Source organism: Pseudoalteromonas sp. PB2-1 (assembly GCF_045040605.1).
Taxonomy (GTDB): domain Bacteria; phylum Pseudomonadota; class Gammaproteobacteria; order Enterobacterales; family Alteromonadaceae; genus Pseudoalteromonas; species Pseudoalteromonas arabiensis.
Genome location: NZ_CP090667.1, coordinates 3008095 through 3027469, shown reverse-complemented (window position 1 = coordinate 3027469; position 19375 = coordinate 3008095). Strand labels below are relative to the sequence as shown.

The 19375-nt window shown below is 42.5% G+C and carries 17 protein-coding genes; 5 read left to right on the top strand and 12 right to left on the bottom strand.

Features of this window, described 5'->3' with window-relative positions:
• Positions 1 to 89: 89 nt before the first annotated feature.
• From purD to rsmD, 11 genes are all read right to left on the bottom strand, one after another.
• Positions 90 to 1376 (bottom strand): phosphoribosylamine--glycine ligase, encoded by a 1287-nt coding sequence (gene purD, locus L0Z67_RS14100; RefSeq protein WP_237114440.1) that lies wholly within the window; start codon positions 1374 to 1376, stop codon positions 90 to 92.
• A gap of 16 nt (positions 1377 to 1392) precedes the next feature.
• A complete protein-coding gene (locus L0Z67_RS14095; protein ID WP_405128156.1) occupies positions 1393 to 2211 on the bottom strand; it encodes a class I SAM-dependent methyltransferase in 819 nt (272 codons plus the stop codon).
• Positions 2212 to 2307: 96 nt separating this feature from the next.
• Positions 2308 to 3894, bottom strand: coding sequence for a bifunctional phosphoribosylaminoimidazolecarboxamide formyltransferase/IMP cyclohydrolase (purH, locus tag L0Z67_RS14090; protein ID WP_062568683.1), 1587 nt, complete (start codon positions 3892 to 3894; stop codon positions 2308 to 2310).
• 231 nt (positions 3895 to 4125) lie between these two features.
• On the bottom strand, positions 4126 to 4416 hold the full coding sequence (fis, locus tag L0Z67_RS14085; protein WP_002957804.1) for a DNA-binding transcriptional regulator Fis: 291 nt from the start codon (positions 4414 to 4416) through the stop codon (positions 4126 to 4128).
• Positions 4417 to 4437: 21 nt separating this feature from the next.
• A complete protein-coding gene (dusB, locus tag L0Z67_RS14080; protein ID WP_062568691.1) occupies positions 4438 to 5409 on the bottom strand; it encodes a tRNA dihydrouridine synthase DusB in 972 nt (323 codons plus the stop codon).
• Between the two features lie 271 nt (positions 5410 to 5680).
• Entirely contained in the window at positions 5681 to 6562 is an 882-nt protein-coding gene (gene prmA / locus L0Z67_RS14075; RefSeq protein WP_062568692.1) for a 50S ribosomal protein L11 methyltransferase, read from the bottom strand.
• Between the two features lie 65 nt (positions 6563 to 6627).
• Positions 6628 to 8487, bottom strand: coding sequence for an RNA polymerase sigma factor RpoD (gene rpoD, locus L0Z67_RS14070; protein ID WP_062568693.1), 1860 nt, complete (start codon positions 8485 to 8487; stop codon positions 6628 to 6630).
• Between the two features lie 119 nt (positions 8488 to 8606).
• Positions 8607 to 10358 (bottom strand): DNA primase, encoded by a 1752-nt coding sequence (gene dnaG / locus L0Z67_RS14065; RefSeq protein WP_405128734.1) that lies wholly within the window; start codon positions 10356 to 10358, stop codon positions 8607 to 8609.
• A gap of 135 nt (positions 10359 to 10493) precedes the next feature.
• Positions 10494 to 10940: a GatB/YqeY domain-containing protein gene (locus L0Z67_RS14060; RefSeq protein WP_062568695.1), complete on the bottom strand. Its 447-nt coding sequence runs from the start codon at positions 10938 to 10940 to the stop codon at positions 10494 to 10496.
• 21 nt (positions 10941 to 10961) lie between these two features.
• The gene (gene rpsU / locus L0Z67_RS14055) at positions 10962 to 11177 is read right to left on the bottom strand and encodes a 30S ribosomal protein S21 (RefSeq protein ID WP_002957797.1); all 216 of its coding nucleotides are present in this window, start codon (positions 11175 to 11177) and stop codon (positions 10962 to 10964) included.
• A 145-nt stretch (positions 11178 to 11322) separates the two neighbouring features.
• Positions 11323 to 11940, bottom strand: coding sequence for a 16S rRNA (guanine(966)-N(2))-methyltransferase RsmD (gene rsmD / locus L0Z67_RS14050; protein WP_405128155.1), 618 nt, complete (start codon positions 11938 to 11940; stop codon positions 11323 to 11325).
• 211 nt (positions 11941 to 12151) lie between these two features.
• On the opposite strand from rsmD, the gene ftsY reads away from it, so the two are divergent.
• From ftsY to glsB, 5 genes are all read left to right on the top strand, one after another.
• Positions 12152 to 14230: a signal recognition particle-docking protein FtsY gene (ftsY, locus tag L0Z67_RS14045; RefSeq protein WP_405128154.1), complete on the top strand. Its 2079-nt coding sequence runs from the start codon at positions 12152 to 12154 to the stop codon at positions 14228 to 14230.
• Positions 14231 to 14285: 55 nt separating this feature from the next.
• A complete protein-coding gene (gene ftsE, locus L0Z67_RS14040) occupies positions 14286 to 14963 on the top strand; it encodes a cell division ATP-binding protein FtsE (protein ID WP_062568697.1) in 678 nt (225 codons plus the stop codon).
• Positions 14960 to 15946 (top strand): permease-like cell division protein FtsX, encoded by a 987-nt coding sequence (gene ftsX, locus L0Z67_RS14035; protein WP_062568698.1) that lies wholly within the window; start codon positions 14960 to 14962, stop codon positions 15944 to 15946. Before ftsE ends, ftsX begins: the two co-directional genes overlap by 4 nt.
• A 239-nt stretch (positions 15947 to 16185) precedes the next feature.
• The gene (gene rpoH, locus L0Z67_RS14030; RefSeq protein WP_062568699.1) at positions 16186 to 17049 is read left to right on the top strand and encodes an RNA polymerase sigma factor RpoH; all 864 of its coding nucleotides are present in this window, start codon (positions 16186 to 16188) and stop codon (positions 17047 to 17049) included.
• 79 nt (positions 17050 to 17128) lie between these two features.
• Positions 17129 to 18049 carry a glutaminase B gene (glsB, locus tag L0Z67_RS14025; RefSeq protein WP_062568700.1) on the top strand — a complete coding sequence of 307 codons (921 nt, stop codon included), beginning with the start codon at positions 17129 to 17131 and terminating at the stop codon, positions 18047 to 18049.
• Between the two features lie 6 nt (positions 18050 to 18055).
• Here the strand turns inward: glsB and L0Z67_RS14020 are convergent, their stop codons facing one another.
• Positions 18056 to 19360 carry an inosine/guanosine kinase gene (locus L0Z67_RS14020; RefSeq protein WP_237127200.1) on the bottom strand — a complete coding sequence of 435 codons (1305 nt, stop codon included), beginning with the start codon at positions 19358 to 19360 and terminating at the stop codon, positions 18056 to 18058.
• Positions 19361 to 19375: the final 15 nt, after the last annotated feature.

The window sequence follows — 19375 nt, the reverse complement described above, 5'->3', positions numbered from 1 at the left end:
ACTTCTTAGCTTAGTTTGGCTCCTCAATAGTGTAGCATTAAAAAAGCGCAGATAAACTGCGCTTTTTCTTAGATTTAACTGGTTTGACCTTACGCTTTTTCGCGCGCTATTGCGCGATAAGCTATGTCAGTGCGGTATTCCATACCTTCCCAGCTAATATCATCAACAAGCTTATAGGCACGTTGTTGTGCTTCAGTGACAGTATTGCCAAGTGCTGTTGCACACAATACGCGACCGCCAGCTGTAACTACATGCTCGCCATCTTGCTTCGTGCCTGCGTGGAATACTTTCTCACCTTCAGGGTAGGTTACTTGTAAGCCATTGATCGCATCACCTTTCGGGTAGCTGCCTGGGTAGCCTTTTGCAGCTAAAACAACACCCACTGCTGCACGAGGGTCAAATTCAATATCTGTTTTATCAAGCTCTTCGCGGTTAGCCGCTTCAATTAGCTCAACAAGATCTGATTTAAGACGAAGCATCATAGGTTGCGTTTCAGGGTCACCAAAACGACAATTGTACTCAATAACCTTTGGTGTTCCATCCGCAGCAATCATAAGGCCTGCATACAAGAAACCTGTGTAAGGGTGGCCTTCTTTTGCCATTCCCTCAACGGTAGGGTTAATCACTTCATTCATGATACGTTGGTGAATTTCATCAGTCACAACAGGCGCAGGTGAGTAAGCACCCATACCACCAGTATTTGGACCTTTATCGCCATTGTAAGCACGTTTGTGATCTTGGCTTGTTGCAAACGGCAGTACGTTTTTGCCATCGACCATGACAATAAAAGACGCTTCTTCACCTTCTAAGAACTCTTCGATAACCACACGGCTACCTGCTTCACCAAAGCTGTTGCCAGCAAGCATATCGCGAATAGCTTCTTCAGCTTCAAGCTCTGTCATGGCGACAATAACACCTTTACCCGCTGCTAAACCGTCAGCCTTAACAACAATCGGTGCACCTTTTTCTTTAAGGTATTCAAGGGCAGGGTCGATTTGCTCAAAGGTTTGGTAATCAGCAGTCGGGATCTTATGGCGAGCCAAGAAGTCCTTAGTAAACGATTTAGAGCCTTCTAATTGTGCCGCACCAGCTGTAGGGCCGAAAATAGCTAAACCGTGTTCACGGAATGTATCAACAACACCCAGTACCAGTGGTACTTCAGGACCAACAATGGTGAGTTCAACGTTGTTTGCTTTAGCGAAATCTAAAAGACCTTCAAGATCTTCAACATTGATTGCAACGTTTTCAAGTTTTGGCTCTAGAGCCGTGCCTGCGTTACCTGGAGCAACGAAAACGGTGTTTACTTTACTGTTTTGGGCAGCCTTAAACGCAAGTGCGTGTTCGCGGCCGCCACTGCCGATGACAAGTACATTCATGGCGAAATAATCCTATTTAAAGCGGTTTTTTAAACTTCAGCGTCATACGGTCACTTTCACCAATCGCTTTATACTTCGCGGCATCTTTTTCGCCTAAACGAAGGCTTGGTGGGAGTGTCCACACCCCTTTAGGGTGATCAGCTGTATCAAGTGAGTTTGCATTAATGTCACTGCTTGCTACCAGTTCAAAGCCAGCTTGTTTGGCAATATCAATTACATAGCTTTGCTTCATATAACCTGATGATTTTTGATCTTCATCGCTACGCTGCTCTGGTAAACGGTGTTCAACAACACCAAGTGTACCGCCTGGTTTTAGAGCTTTATAAAACGATTTGAATGCGCTTAATGCACCTTCTTTATCTTTGCCCATGTACCAGTTATGAACATTCCTGAAGGTTAAAACCATATCAGCACTGCCAGCAGGAGCAATATCAAGATGCGTGCTCGGTGCAAATTCTGTGAGTTTTACTTCACTGAAACGTGCATCTTCTGCAATTTTCTTTTTAAACCCTGCGAGTGAACGCTGATAGTAACCTACTGAGGAATCAGCTGGGAAATGTGCTGCATAATAAGTCCCTTTACCTTTTAATGCTGGAGCTAAAATCTCAGTATACCAGCCACCACCAGGCGCAATCTCAACGACAGTCATTGATGGCTCAAAACCAAAAAAGTTAAGCGTTTCGATTGGGTGACGATATTCATCACGGGCACTGTTATCACTACGCTCAGCTGCACTGACTGCTTTTGTGAGTGCTGAGTTTAGGTCTTGGCTAAGAGCGTGTACAGAAGCAAGCGTAAGGCTTGCAACAAGTATAGATTTTAGAGCAAATTTCATCGTCTGTTCCTTCATTAATTAAGCAATTAGTAATCAGAATACGTGAATTTGTAGCAAACAAAAAGGGTTAAACACGCTGTTTAACCCTTTGTGTGATTAGTGGCGGAAATGGCGCATACCTGTGAATACCATTGCCATACCTGCTTCGTCAGCTGCGGCGATAACTTCTTCATCACGCATTGAACCACCAGGTTGAATAACAGCTGTGATGCCTGCGTCGCGAGCGGCATCAATACCGTCACGGAACGGGAAGAATGCATCAGATGCCATAACAGAGCCTTTTACTTCTAAGTTCTCATCAGCTGCTTTGATACCTGCAATTTTCGCTGAGTAAACACGGCTCATTTGGCCTGCACCTACACCGATAGTCATGCCGTCACGTGCATAAACAATGGCGTTCGACTTAACGAATTTAGCGACTTTCCAGCAGAATAGTAAGTCTTTTAACTCTTGTTCAGTTGGCTGGCGCTTAGTGACAACTTTAAGATCGCTCTGCGTTACCATGCCAAGGTCGCGGTCTTGAACTAGGATACCGCCATTAACACGCTTAATATCATGACCTGTTGCATTACCTGTCCACTCGCCGCACTCTAATAAACGTACGTTTTGCTTAGCAGAGACGATTTGTGCTGCTGCTTCAGATACTTTAGGCGCGATGATAACTTCAACAAATTGACGCGCAACAATCGCTTCTGCCGTGTCTGCATCTAATTCTTTGTTGAATGCAATGATGCCACCAAATGCTGATGTAGGGTCTGTTTTGAATGCGCGATCATAGGCTTCAAGAATGTTGTCACCAATTGACACACCACAAGGGTTCGCATGTTTTACAATAACACACGCTGGTACGTCGAATTCTTTTACACACTCTAATGCTGCATCAGTGTCAGCAATGTTGTTGTAAGAAAGTGCTTTACCTTGCAGTTGTACCGCCGTTGCAACAGACGCTTCAGTTAACTCGCTTTCAACATAAAAAGCGGCGTCTTGGTGTGAGTTTTCACCGTAGCGCATATCTTGTTTTTTAGTAAACTGCATGTTGATTGTGCGAGGGAATTTAGTGTCTTCAGCGGCTTCCTCAGTATAATCAGGAACCATTTTACCGAAGTAGTTTGCAATCATGCCATCGTACTGAGCGGTGTGCTCATAGGCTGCAATAGCTAGATCAAAGCGTGTTTTATACGTTGTTGAACCATTATTGCTTTGCATCTCGCTGATTACACGGTCGTAATCTTTTGCATTGACAACAATAGTCACGTCTTTATGGTTTTTCGCCGCAGCACGAACCATCGTTGGACCACCAATATCAATGTTCTCAATTGCATCTTCTAGGCTGCAGTCTTCTTTCGCAACAGTGTTTGCGAAGGGGTATAAGTTAACTACAACGATATCGATAGCTGAGATGTTGTTCTCACTCATCACGTCTTCATCTTGACCGCGACGCGCTAGAATGCCGCCATGAATTTTTGGATGAAGTGTTTTAACGCGACCATCCATGATCTCAGGGTGACCAGTATGGTCAGATACTTCAGTGACTTTAATGCCATTATCAGCAAGTAATTTACAAGTACCGCCCGTTGATAAAATATCGACGCCTTGAGCTTCAAGAGCGCGAGCAAATTCAACGATACCGGTTTTATCTGACACACTTAATAGTGCGCGACGAATTGGACGATGTGTATCCATTGTAGTTTTGATTACCTCAGTGTTTGAGCTAGCTTAGAAAGGCGGTATTTTAACTGAATATGGCTCAAAAGACGATGTTTAAAGGATGAGGATTTTGCATAGTTTTTGTTGTTATAAAAAAAGCACCCGAAGGTGCTTTTTTCAAAACTTTTATACCAGTTGTATTGGATTAGTAAACGTTTATTAGCAAAATAAATATGCTGGCTTACTATCAGTCCATTAAAACGGGTATTAGTTCATGCCGTATTTTTTAAGCTTCTTACGTAAAGTACCACGGTTGATACCTAGTAAGATTGCTGCACGAGTTTGGTTACCACGCGTATACGTCATTACTTCTTCAAGTAATGGTGCTTCTAGCTCAGAAAGAACAAGGTCGTATACGTCTTGTACGTCTTGACCATTAAGTTGCTTTAAGTAGTGATGAACCGCTTTTTTCACTGCATCACGCAACGGCTGTGGTTTCTCGTGTGACTGTACATGAGGGTTTGTGATAAATGGAGAAGTCACGTTTTGTTCGAACATCGTTATATGTCTCTTTCTTTCTTAGTTAGCTGCTAGTGTTTTAAAGTATTCTTCTAATGCGTCGATTTGTGCCTGTGGGTTATCTAACGCATTAAATACTCGCCTAAACTGACCGTCACTGTCATGGGTTTGCAAATACCAAGATACATGCTTTCGAGCGATACGCGCTCCCATTGGCTCCCCGTAAAACTGATGAAGATTGTCTAAATGCTCCATCAAAATGCTTCGCACCTCTGCAATTTCAGGTGCTGGCAAATGTTCTCCAGTTCGCAAATAGTGGTCTATCTCCCTAAAAATCCAAGGGCGACCTTGGGCGGCTCGACCAATCATAATGGCATCTGCACCCGTATAATCTAAAACCTGTTTTGCTTTTTCTGGTGATGTAATATCACCATTGGCGACAACAGGTATAGATACTGAACGTTTAATATCCCTAATTGTGGCGTACTCCGCTTCACCTTTATACATACATGCGCGCGTGCGTCCATGTACAGCCAGTGAAGCAATGCCATAGCGTTCAGCTATGCTCGCAATCTCGACACCATTACGGTTATCCTGATCCCATCCAGTGCGGATTTTCAGTGTTACTGGGACATCGACTGCATTAACAACCGCATCGAGTATCTCTTCTACTAATTCAGGAAACTGTAATAAGGCAGAGCCTGCGAGTTTCTTATTCACTTTTTTAGCAGGGCACCCCATATTAATATCTATGATTTGTGCACCATTGCTGACATTGAATTGTGCTGCCTGTGCCATAAGCTCAGGATCGGCTCCGGCAATTTGCACCGAGCGAATACCCGATTCACCGCTGTGATCCATACGGTTCATCGACTTTTCGGTTTTCCACACTTTCGGGTTCGACGAGAGCATTTCAGATACAGCAAGCCCCGCGCCTAAGCGTCGGCAAAGTTGTCGAAATGGTCTGTCTGTAATGCCTGCCATAGGCGCGACAATTACATTGTTCTCAAGTTGGTATGAACCGATACGCACTGTTATTCAATAGGCCTCTTTTCAAGGGGCGCTAAGTTTACGGTTTTTTTTCCAAAAATCAAAGGCTATAAATTGAACAAAAGTGACTTTTTTTTGCCCTTTTTGTATTGACTTTTGATAACAGTTTGACGAGCGGGTCGATTTGTTTGTTATTTAAACAAAAAAAATTTAGCCGTTTTAAAATGGTAAAATTTACGCATGTAAAAATAAGGTAAAGCCTGTTAAATAGTGGCTTTACCTTGCGTGTTATGGATTAAAAGTATTGTGTGTTTTATGCCTTTTTTGTGCCGCTCACGCGTGTCCATTCACCTTCAATGGCGATATCATCAAGGGCTAAAAATGGGGCATAAACGTCGGCAACTGATTGCGCTTGCTCTTCTAAAATACCTGACATGGCAATTTTACCATTGGGTTTCAACAACCCTAAAATGATCTCATGAAGCTCCCTTAATGGTTGCGCAAGAATGTTTGCAACGACGATATCAGCGCTAAATTCAGGCTGATCTTCTGGCAAGTAAACTTCAAGTTTGTCGGCCACGCCATTACGCTCGGCATTATCGCGGCTCGCTTCAATGGCCTGTGGGTCAATATCGATACCGATCATACGCTCAGCACCTAATTTTATGGCCGCTATGCCTAAAATACCCGAGCCACAGCCAAAATCGACCACAGTTTTACCTGTTAGATCTTGGCTTTCTAGCCACTTTAAACATAGTGCAGTCGTTGCGTGTGTACCCGTACCAAATGCAAGGCCTGGGTCAAGCAATACGTTAACAGCGTCAGGATCAGGAATATCTCGCCAACTCGGACAGATCCAAAGGCGTTCACCAAATTGAATCGGATGGAAGTTGTCCATCCACTCACGTTCCCAGTCTTTGTCTTCAAGTTGTTCAATTTTATAAACAAGCTTGTCAGCGAGTGTCGCTTCTGCTTTTAATGTCGCCACTACACTGTCCATATCATGGTTAGCGTCATAGAGGCCAATCACTGTGGTATCAGCCCATAGTTGAACGGTCCCCAGTTTTGGTTCATAAATCGGGGTGTCTTTTGCATCGACATAAGTCACTGATGCACTACCTGTGTCCATCAGTAAATCACTGATCATGTCAGCATTATCAGCGTTTGCATTAATTCGAATTTGGATCCAAGCCATGATAATCTCTCGAATAGAAAAAAGGCCGCAACAGCGGCCTTTTAGTTATTAATAGTGCAGTGTAATTACTTCGCGTCTAAGAAGCTTTTTAGTAAGTCTGAGCGAGAAGGATGACGTAATTTACGTAACGCTTTCGCTTCGATTTGACGAATACGTTCACGTGTTACGTCAAATTGTTTACCTACTTCTTCTAATGTATGGTCTGTGTTCATATCGATACCAAAACGCATACGAAGTACTTTCGCTTCACGGGCCGTTAAGCCAGCTAATACGTCGTTGGTTGCGCCACGTAGCGATTCCATCGTTGCAGAATCAATTGGCGAATCAATGGTCGTATCTTCAATGAAGTCACCTAAGTGCGAATCTTCATCATCACCGATTGGCGTTTCCATTGAAATAGGCTCTTTCGCGATTTTCAATACCTTACGAATTTTATCTTCAGGCATTAACATACGCTCAGCTAATTCTTCTGGATTAGGTTCGCGACCCATTTCTTGTAACATTTGACGAGAAATACGATTCAGCTTGTTGATCGTCTCTATCATGTGCACAGGAATACGGATAGTACGCGCTTGGTCTGCAATTGAACGTGTAATTGCTTGACGGATCCACCATGTTGCATAAGTCGAGAACTTATAACCACGACGATACTCGAACTTATCAACCGCCTTCATTAGACCAATATTACCTTCTTGAATAAGGTCTAGGAATTGTAGTCCACGGTTGGTATATTTTTTCGCAATCGAAATTACAAGACGTAAGTTAGCTTCTACCATTTCCTTTTTCGCACGGCGAGCTTTCGCTTCACCAATGCTCATGCGGCGGTTGATGTCTTTAATACGTTCAATACTTAAACCCGTACTTTCTTCGATAGCGCTTAATTTTTGGATACAGCGAATGATCTCAGGTTTTACTTCTTCAAGCTTAACTGAGTGTTTATCGTTAGCTGCAATTTCAAGGTCGATCCAGCTAGTATCTGTTTCATTATTAGCAAAGTGCTTAACAAACGTTTTCTTTGGAAGCTTAGCAATTTGAACCGCTTGCTTCATGATAAGACGTTCTTGAACACGCACTCTGTCCATCATTTCGCGCATGTTATTTACCATGCGGTCAAACTGTTTTGGAACTAGCTTAAATGTTTTAAATAATTCGCCGATTTCGGTAATAGCAGCTAATGAGTCAGGATGAGAGCGACCTTTTTCTTCAAATGTATCACGCGCTTTATTATAAAGATCACGTAGATTTTCGAAGTGAATGCGTGCTTCTTCAGGATCTGGTCCTGTATCAGCTTCATCATCATCACCGTCGTCATCATCATCACTGTCTTCATCGTCGCTATCATCGTCTTCTTCGTCTAACTGTTCTTCGTTTAACTCAGAACCGATATGCGTTGCCGAAATTTGTGATTCGTCTTCATTATTAGGATCGAAAAAGCCTGAAATAATGTCGCTTAAGCGCATTTCTTCAGCTTCAAATTTATCCCACTGCTCGAGTAGGTAAGTAATTGCTTCAGGGTATTCAGCAACTGAAATCTGAACTTGGTTGATACCTTCTTCGATACGCTTAGCGATTACAATTTCGCCTTCACGCGTAAGTAGTTCAACAGTACCCATTTCACGCATGTACATGCGGACAGGGTCAGTTGTTCGACCGATCTCTTTTTCTACAGTCGCAAGTGCAGCGGCCGCGGCTTCTGCTGCGTCTTCGTCTGTCGTTGTTTCTTGCATCATTAATTCATCGGCATCAGGTGCGTTTTCACTTACCTTGATACCCATATCATTAATCATGCTAATGATATCTTCTACCTGATCTGAGTCGATAATGTCTTGTGGAAGGTGATCATTAACTTCTGCAAAAGTTAAATAACCTTGCTCTTTACCTTTTTGAATCAGAAGCTTTAATTGTGACTGAGGAGTTGGATCCATAGAGATTTATTCTTCCACTCTGAAAGTTGATACAACAGGCGCCAGCTCGCTTTATAAGCGAAACGAAAACTAACTAGACGCAGTGAATAGCACAGTATAACAGCATAATTCAAATCTGACTAGCTGTTGCTGCCTTTTAACGCTTGTGTCAGTAAGTGACACTCAAGACGTTCTTCGCTTGTTAACCCTTGGGTCTTGTCTTTTATTAATAGGGTCTCTAGTCGATAATTTAAACACTGGTCTTCAATAAATTTAAAAGTATTTTTAAAAACAGTTTCTAAACGATCGTCATTTATTTGATGTTGCCAAGTTGCTAATTTAACAAGGGCATCATACTGCGCACTATCACGAAATGACTCAAGAATTTGTGCCGTGGTTATTCCTGGTCGCTCTAGTGCTAAGTGTTGGATATGCAAAAAAAGTTCAATACCGGCAATTTTCATTTCTGCCAACTCTGGCATATAAGCAATGCTGGTCGCTAAGTTTGGATGTTGCAATAAAATACCGATTGCTTGGCGCATTGGCGTGATTTTAAATTTACGTTCAATTGCATGTTGCTGCTTTGGTGATTTTACGCGGTTATTTAACTGTTCTCGCGTTCGACCAATTAAGCGGCCAAGGTGTTCTAAAATATTCTCTTGGTAAAAATCACTGGGAATTTTTTCAATCAGCGGCAGGGCATCACTCAGTAATTTTGCTTTACCTGCATCCTGGGTTAGGTCAACCTCTTGGCTGAGCTTATTAAAGAGCACTTTACTAAAATCATCTGCGTCATTTAATCGTGCTTCAAAAGCGTCTTTGCCTTCTTTTTGTACCAGCGAGTCTGGATCTTCACCGTCAGGTAGAAATACAAATTGTAATGACTTTCCATCTGCAAGGTAAGGAAGTGCATTCTCAAGTGCACGCCAAGCAGCATCGCGACCAGCACGGTCACCATCGTAACAGCAAATCACTTTATCTGTGGTTCTGAATAATGTGTGCATATGCTCTGCGGTGGTTGCTGTACCAAGGGCTGCAACGGCATATTCAATGCCTTGCTCAGCTAAAGCAACCACATCCATATAGCCTTCAACAATTAAAATATGTTCCAGTTTTTTATGAGCTTGCTTAGCTTCGTACAAGCCGTAAAGTTCAAAACCTTTATGGAAAATACGCGTTTCTGGTGAATTGAGGTATTTAGGCCCTTGATCTGCTTGCATTACACGGCCACCAAACGCGATTACCCGGCCGCGTTTGTCGCGAATAGGGAACATGAGTCGGTCACGGAAAAAGTCAAATTGGCGACCAGACGACTTTTCAGAGGCAAGCTTTAACTCTACTAGCTGTTCTTTTTGCTCTTTATTGCGGCCTAGTTGCTGACACAGTGCTTCCCACTCACTCGGGGCATAGCCAATCATGAATTTTTTTGCTGTTTCGCCACTTAAACCACGACCTTTAATATAATCAATCACGGTTTTAGAATTAACATGATGCTTTAGTTGATGCTGATAAAAGCGTGCAGCATGGAGCATTAAATCGTAATCAGAGCGCTTTTGTTCAGCGGTGCGTTGCGGACCTGAGCTTGTGCCTTGCTCGCGAGGTACGTCTAAATTGAGCATACTCGCTAATTCTTCGATAGCATCAACAAATTCTAGTTTGTCATATTCCATGACAAATGAAATGGCATTACCATTCGCACCACAGCCAAAGCAATGATAAAACTGTTTATCTTGGGAGACGGTAAAAGAAGGGGTTTTTTCGTTATGAAAAGGACAGCAAGCTTGGTAGTCTTTTCCCGCTTTTTTTAGGCCAACTTTTGAATCAATTAACTCAACAATATCGGTACGAGCGAGTAAATCATCAATAAACTGTCGAGGGATTTTTCCGGCCATGGCTGTTGTTTTTTCCTGCACTATTTTTGCATTTAAAGTAAGATTTGAACACAAAAGGTGATTATATAAAAGCTCAAAAGCAAGAAACCGAGCACTAGGCTCGGTTTGCTTGAATCATACATCTGTATGTGGGGGTTAGGCAGTTAATCGTTGCTTGATTAAGCCAGAAATCTTACCTAAATCGGCACGACCTTCAGCTTTGCTTTTGATCACTCCCATTACCTTACCCATGTCTTGCATACCCGCTGCGTTTGTATCAGCAATAGCCGAGTCAATAAGTGCTATGATTTCTTCTTCACTCAATTGTTGAGGTAAGAATTCTTCAAGAGCTTTAATCTCATTGGCTTCAATTTCAGCTAAATCTTCACGACCCGCATCAATATACTGGGTGTAAGAGTCGCGACGTTGTTTTACAAGCTTCACTAAAACAGCGGTAATACCGTCGTCGTCTAGCGTGATTTGCTCGTCAATTTCACGTTGCTTGATTGCAGCAAGTACCATGCGGATAGGCTTAAGACGTTCTTTGTCTTTTGCCTTCATCGCATCTTTTTGCGCATCTTTTAGCGTTAATAAAAGGCTCATTTATACAAGACCAAATACTGATTAGTATAATTTAACGCGACGTGCGTTATCGCGAGAAAGCTTCTTCATGTGACGCTTTACTGCAGCAGCTTTTTTACGCTTACGCTCAGCTGTTGGTTTTTCATAGTGCTCGCGACGACGAACTTCTGAAAGGATACCTGCTTTTTCACATGAACGCTTGAAGCGACGAAGTGCTACGTCAAACGGTTCGTTCTCTCTTACTTTAATTACTGGCATTAAAAATTCACCTACCTAAATAATGAGCGTTGCTCAAGTTGATCGAATAACGATCAAGTGGTTCAAAAATGGTGCGGTATTGTAATCCGAAGCAACACCACATGTAAAGGATAATATTAACAGAAACTGGGATGGCAAAACAGCGTTAATTTGTCGCGCGTTGATACAAGCGACAAATTACTTGCCCAGCGGTTTTTTCTTTTAATAGCAACCAGTTACTAGGAGTATCTAAGCTTTTTAGTTCACTTTCAACTTCCACATAAATTAACGCTTGCTCAGTTAACCATTGATTTGATTCGAGTAATAAACAACTTTTTTCGGCCAAATTTTGGCGAAATGGTGGGTCAACAAAAACTAGATCAAACTGTTTATTTTCATCATTATTATCTAATAGCGCTAGGCTATTACCCTGTTTTACAGTGGCATTATCAAGTTGCAAAGTGGCTATGTTATTGTTTAGCTGTGCCGCTGCGCTTTTATCAAGTTCAAAAAAGACCGTATGTGCAGCAAACCGAGAAAGCGCTTCAAAACCAAGCCCTCCAGAACCAGCATAGCAATCGAGTACGCTTGCACCTCGGGTATCTTGCATTAACCAATTAAACACGGTTTCCTTTATTCGATCCGTTGTTGGGCGTAAGCCTTGTACATCTTTGACCGGAAGTTTTCTACCGCGAAATTGACCACTAATGATACGAATAAAACCATGGCTTGATTTATTGCTTGTCGCTTTAATTTGGCGATTAGGTGTTGATTTTTTTCTCATTTAACTCACTAATAAATGGTAACTGATACCTAGCTCAGATAATATTGTGCTTTATAGCTAGTGTGTCATTTTTCTACTGCACTAAAAGTGTTACTATTAGTGTCTTAGCGATAGATGGTACCCGTTTTGGTTTGGCTGAAAGTAGCTGAACTATCACCAACCTATTATTCATGTAAGTTTATCAGATTTTTATAAGTGGTTATTAGCAAGTATGGCAAAAAAAAATAAATTCTTGTCTTGGTTTGGTTTTGGCAAATCAGAAAAACAACAAACAGAGCAAGCAGCAAAAGAGGCTGATAACCAGAAGCAATTAGAAGAACAACAGCGTATTGAAGCCGAAAAGGCGGAAGCTGAACGCTTAGAGCAAGAGCGTATTGAAGCCGAAAAGGCGGAAACCGAACGCTTAGAGCAAGAGCGCATTGCAGCAGAAAAAGCGGAAGCTGAACGTTTAGCTCAAGAGCAGCAAGCGGCAGAGCAACAACGTCTGGAACAACAAGCCCGTCTCGCTGAGCAAGAAGCAGCAATGAAATTAGAGCAAGAACGCGTTGCTGCTGAAAAAGCAGAGCGTGAAGCTGAGCAAGCTGCTGCAGAAAAGGCAGAGGCTGAACGTTTAGAGCAAGAGCGTATCGCAGCTGAAAAGGCAGAAGCGGAGCGTTTAGCTCAAGAGCAGCAAGCGGCAGAGCAACAACGTCTGGAACAACAAGCTCGTCTTGCTGAGCAAGAAGCTACAATGAAATTAGAACAGGAACGCGTTGCTGCTGAAAAGGCGCAGCGTGAAGCCGAGCAAGTTGCAGTAGAGCAGGCAGAAGCAGAGCGTTTAGAGCAAGAGCGTATTGCAGCAGAAAAAGCACAAGCTGAGCGTCTAGAGCAAGAACGCATTGCTGCAGAAAAGGCAGAAGCAGAGCGTTTAGAGCAAGAACGCATTGCTGCAGAAAAGGCAGAAGCAGAGCGTTTAGAGCAAGAACGCATTGCAGCAGAAAAGGCAGAAGCTGAGCGTGTAGAACAAGAGCGCATTGCAGCAGAAAAAGCACAAGCGGAACGCGTTGAACAAGAACGCATTGCTGCTGAAAAGGCGGAAGCTGAGCGTGTAGAACAAGAGCGTATTGCAGCAGAAAAGGCGGAAGCTGAACGTGTAGAACAAGAGCGTATTGCAGCAGAAAAAGCACAAGCGGAACGCGTTGAACAAGAACGCATTGCTGCTGAAAAGGCGGAAGCTGAGCGTGTAGAACAAGAGCGCATTGCTGCTGAAAAGGCTGAAGCTGAACGTGTAGAACAAGAGCGCATTGCTGCTGAAAAGGCTGAAGCTGAACGTGTAGAACAAGAGAAAGCTGCACAAGCCGCCACTGAAAAACCAAAGAAAGAAGGTTTCTTCGCACGCCTTAAAAAAGGCCTATTAAAAACTCGTGTTAATATTGGCTCTGGCTTTGCTTCTATCTTTAGCGGTAAGAAAATTGACGATGAGTTATTTGAAGAACTTGAAACACAGCTGTTAACAGCAGATTTAGGTGTTGATACAACAATGAAGTTGATTGATAACCTAACTGATGCAGCGGATCGTAAGCAGTTAAAAGATGGTGATGCTCTTTATGAGTTAATGAAGCAAGAAATGGCTGATATGCTTAAAACTGCTGAGCAGCCGTTGGTTGTTTCAGGTGATAAAAAGCCATTTGTGATCTTAATGGTGGGTGTCAATGGCGTTGGTAAAACAACGACTATCGGTAAACTAGCGAAGCAATTCCAAAGTGAAGGTAAGTCGGTCATGTTAGCCGCAGGTGACACCTTCCGTGCTGCTGCTGTTGAGCAGCTACAAGTATGGGGTGAGCGTAACAGCATTCCGGTCATTGCTCAGCATACTGGCGCAGACAGTGCCTCAGTTGTATTTGATGCTTTTCAAGCGGCAAAAGCACGTAATGTAGATGTGTTAATCGCTGATACAGCAGGGCGTTTGCAAAATAAAGATAACCTTATGCAAGAGCTTGAAAAAATAGCCCGCGTAATGAAAAAAATAGACCCTGATGCGCCGCATGAAGTCATGTTAACAATTGATGCGGGTACGGGTCAGAATGCGATTAGCCAAGTAAAACTTTTTAATGAATGCGTTGGTTTAACTGGTATCACATTGTCTAAGTTAGATGGTACGGCAAAAGGTGGAGTCATCTTTGCTGTAGCAGATAAATTTAATATTCCAATTCGTTACATAGGTGTTGGTGAGGGAATTGACGACCTGCGTACCTTTAACAGTAATGACTTCATTGATGCGCTGTTTAGCCAAGATGAGGACGATGCATAACTAATTAAAAAGGGAGTTAACTCCCTTTTTAGCTGTAAGATGATTGATAATTAAAATGATAAATTTTCAGCAAGTCAGTAAAACCTATCCGGGGGGCCATCGTGCCCTTGAAAAAGTCAGCTTTCATATTAAGCCTGGCGAGCTTGCTTTTTTAACAGGCCATAGTGGTGCTGGTAAAAGTACTTTGTTAAAGCTCATTAGCCTCATGGAGCGCCCATCAGCAGGGCAGGTACTAATAAATGGTGTGGATTTAAATGCCGTTAAGTCACGCCAGGTGCCGTATATTCGTCGTGATATTGGTATTATTTTTCAGAACCATCGCCTTTTAGAGCGTTATTCTGTATTTGATAATGTTGCCTTACCGCTTGTGATTGAAGGAACGCACCACAAGCAAATTGCTAAACGTGTTCATGGTGCATTAGATAAGGTTGGCTTGCTCGATAAAGCTAAATGTAGCCCTGCTACTTTATCTGGTGGTGAACAACAGCGTGTAGGAATAGCTAGAGCGATTGTTAATTCGCCACCGATTTTATTAGCTGATGAACCAACAGGTAATTTAGATCCTGAGCTTTCAATGGATATCCTGCGCTTATTCGAGGATTTTAATCACCATGGTACAACGGTATTAATTGCAACTCATGATATTGGCTTGATTGCCCGTATGCGTTACCGCAGCCTTACGTTAAAGGATGGTCGAATGATTCAAGATCCGTTAGCGGAGGAAACACTATGAGCTTATTATTCAAAAGTCGTTCAAGCCAAACAGAGGGACAACAAAAATCACTTTTTGCTTCGCCTTACTTTTTTATAATGAACCTTATTCGACAAGGTGTGCACAGCCTCGGTGAAATGTGGCGAACACCTCTTGCATCACTGATGACGATTGCTGTTTTAGGCTTGAGTTTAACCTTACCGGCCACTTTGTATCTAGTGGTTAAAAATGTATCTCAAGTGAGTAGTGGTTTTGAAGACGCGGCAGAAATTTCGTTGTTTGTTAAAGAAAGTATGACTCAGCAACAAACGCAAACCCTAGTGAAACGTTTAGCTCTTTATCCTGAAATCGATAAAGTGGAGTTTATTTCAAAAGGGGATGCACTTACTGAGTTTAAACAGGTATCTGGTTTTGGCCAAGCACTGGAATACCTTGATGCAAATCCACTGCCTGATGTTGTTATCGTTACACCCACTATTCGTCACCGTCAACCAAATGCAGCAGAGCAATTACTTAAAAAACTAGAGGCTGAGCGTGAGGTTGATTTTGGTAAGCTTGATATCGCGTGGCTTGAACGTTTGAATGCACTATTAAGTTTATTAAAAGAGAGCGTCATCACTATTGCCCTACTATTATTAACCTCTGTTACTTTAATCATTGGTAATACTATCCGTTTATCGATAATGGACAAAAAAGAAGAAATTCAAGTGATGAAGCTTGTCGGTGCGACAAACACCTTTATTCATGCGCCATTTTTATGGACAGGGGTGTGGTACGGTATTATTGGTGGTTTGTTCTCTTTTATTTGTGTTGCTTTAATGATGTGGTGGCTAGGCAGTGCGGTTAGTGAAGTGGCGGGCGTCTATGAAACCAGCTTTGATTTAATCGGTCTGACAATGTCGGAATTCGGCGTTTTAGTTGCACTTGCAACAGCACTCGGCTTTGTCGGGTCTTACTTATCAGTTAGCCGCTATATAAAAGAAATAGAACCCGATAAAGTATAACAATAAAGTGTAACAATTCGTTGTTACACTGCTCTATTAGCGCTAAATAAAGTAGTAATTAATTTATCGCTTTTTCAATCAAAGCTAGAATTCACCGCATATTCAGCGTGTTAGCGTAAACTAAAAATAGATAAAAAAAACCACTTGATCTGAGGTTCAAAAAAGTTTTTAATTGAAATTAGCACTCTCGCTTAAAGAGTGCTAAGATGGTTTTAAAATGTTTATCACTGAGGTGAAAAATGAGTAAAGATTTATACGCAATGGCACTTACTGTAGGTCAACAAAGCGCAAGTATGGATGGCTATCTTCAAGCTGTTAGCACTATTCCTATGCTTGATGCTGAGAAAGAAAAACAGTTAGCGACACGTCTTCAGGAAGAAGGTGATCTTGATGCTGCAAAGCAACTCATTATGTCACATCTTCGCTTTGTTGCTCACATTGCAAAAAGCTATTCAGGCTATGGTCTACCGCAAGCCGATTTGATTCAAGAAGGTAACATCGGTCTGATGAAAGCGGTAAAACGTTTCGACCCAAGTGTCGGTGTTCGTTTGGTCTCATTCGCAGTACATTGGATCAAAGCAGAAATTCACGAATACGTATTGAAAAACTGGCGTATCGTGAAAGTTGCAACAACAAAAGCGCAACGTAAGTTATTCTTCAATCTACGTAAAAACAAAAAACGTTTAGGTTGGTTCAACCAAGCTGAGGTTAGCACCGTTGCAAACGAGCTGGGTGTTAGCGAAAAAGAAGTACGTGAGATGGAATCACGTATGAGTGGCCAAGATATGGGCTTCGATTTAACGGGCGACGACAATGATGACGCACCGACAAGCACATACTCGCCAGTACAGTATTTAACAGATGGCAGTGCTGACCTTGCTGATGATATTGAAGAGCAGCAATGGCAAGAGCAATCTCATGCACGTTTATTTAGCGCATTAAAAACCCTAGATGAGCGTTCGCAAGATATCGTTAGTGCGCGCTGGTTAGCGGATGATAAAGCAACACTGCAAGAGCTTGCTGAAAAATACAATGTGTCAGCTGAGCGTGTTCGCCAGCTAGAAAAAACAGCGATGAAAAAGCTGCAATCAGCAATGAGCTAATAGCGATCGCTATAGCAAACCATCTCTAGTAGACTACAGAGCCTCGCAAATGCGGGGCTTTTTGTTTTAAGGACGCGGTATGTCACAGATTGATTATCAACATGTATTAGATGAAATAACCAAAGAAGTTCAGCCATTACTGAGCCAAGGTAAGGTTGCTGACTATATTCCTGCGTTAGCAGAGGTTGAGCCAAATCAGTTCGCTATAGCGATTCATACCGTAGACGGTCAAACTTACTGCGGTGGTGATTGTAGTGCGCGTTTTACTATTCAATCAGTTTCTAAAGTGATGACCCTGACTTTAGCGCTTCAGCGTTATGGGGATGAATTATGGCAGCGAGTAGGTAAAGAGCCTTCTGGTACAGCGTTTAACTCATTGACCCAACTTGAGTTTGAACATGGCATCCCGCGTAACCCATTTATTAATGCTGGTGCCATTGTGACATGTGATGCGCTTTACAGTCGACTGTCTGCACCGATGCATTCTATGCTTGAATCATTTCGGCAGTTATCAGGGAATCCAAGCGTCATAATCGACAAAAAAGTGGCTAACTCTGAATATGAGTTTCGTCATCGCAATGCGGCCATGGCACATTTAATGAAATCATTTGGTAATTTTAATAACGAAGTAGATGATGTCTTATGGGCTTATTTTAATTTCTGTGCCATCGAATTGAACTGCGTTGAATTAGCAAAAGCTTACAATTATCTCGCTAATCAGGGCAAAGATGCCAACGGCAATAAAGTGCTGAGTGCAAGGCAAAATAAACAACTTAACTCGTTACTGTTTACCAGTGGTTTATACGATGCAGCGGGGGACTTTGGTTACCGTGTCGGTATGCCCGGAAAATCAGGAGTATCTGGAACAATCTTAGCAGTACTACCTAATCAGTTTACGGTTGCGGTATGGGCACCACGTTTAAATTCATATGGTAACTCAGTGGCTGGGATAGCGGCCCTTGAGCGCTTATCCCAGAAACTGGATATTTCGATTTTTTAGTCGCGATTACTGCTCCCAGTATACTTGCTCTAAACAATCTTCACGTTCAGGTAAGCCACGCGATAAACGTGGTGAGTGCTGAACAAGCACTTCATAACTTGCACGGTTAGCGTATTTACTAATTTGTGCAAGCGATGAGTACGTCATAGCAGGTTGCTGATGCTTCGCTGAGTTTGCCACATTGAGTTTGTGGTAAACGTTTGCTGATAAATCATGTAATACCGCAGCAAGCGCACAATCACCTGCACCGTTTGTGTTTTTGATGCTATCAGGACCACCCATAAACGGTGCGGTATGGCTATAGGCACGAATAGGGTTTTGGCAGTCATCTTTGCGCATTGCGCGCGAAAACTCGTAACGGTTAAAATCTGCGATTGCACCTGGTAGAAGCGGGTATTCTGTTTCGCGCTTGAATGAATCATCTACATAACCGGCCATAAATAAGCCTTTCTCGCCAGCTGTGCATATCACTAAGTCAGTCCAATCAAGGGCTTTATCTGCTGCAAGAAGCGGATCTTCAAAACCTGTAATGGCGAGACCTTCTTCCTCGTTCATCGCAAGAATATCAACATGTTCTTTAACAAATTCAGCCCACCAAGTAGGGTCTTGTTCAATTAAGAACTTAGTGCCGAGTGTTAATACCACAGGGACACCTGCATCATTGGCATACTTAACAGCCTGCATTGTTGCGTCGGTCATGGTTTCATCGCCTTGTGTACGCATTAAGTAGGCGCTGATCACCAGTGCTGAAGAGTTCTCTATGAGCTCTTTATCGATTGATTCAGGGCGAAGGTGGTTCATAAGGCCTGCACTAATGGCGAAAGTACGTTCACCCGTTTCGTCAATCAAGGTAAAGCAGCGACCGATGGGTCCGTCAACCGGTTGTAAGTAATTAAGATCTACGCGGCTAGAGGTATTACATAAAAAGCGGTATGCATAACTACCAATTTTGATATTTTCACTCATCACACCAAGTAGTACTGAGCGGTCATCAGCAAGTGTTGAGTAATTGTGCATTGTGTTGCCAATAGTGCCACCAGCAAACTCATAATCGACCATATTATTGAGCTTTAGGCGGTCGTATAGGGCATTGGTAATATCGTTATCAATGACTTGCGACATACCACGGCGCAATTGAAATTCATCAAGGAAAGCTTGATCAACTTTAGCTTCAATGTCGACCACAATTTGATCGATACCGGTTATATAACTACGTTGTAGTCGTTCCGTTGAGTTGAGTTGATTAGTAAGTGGATCTTTAGCTTCCACTGGAAAATAATGTTTATGCCTGCGGCGTCCAGGAAATTTCATTTGCTACCCGTGTAT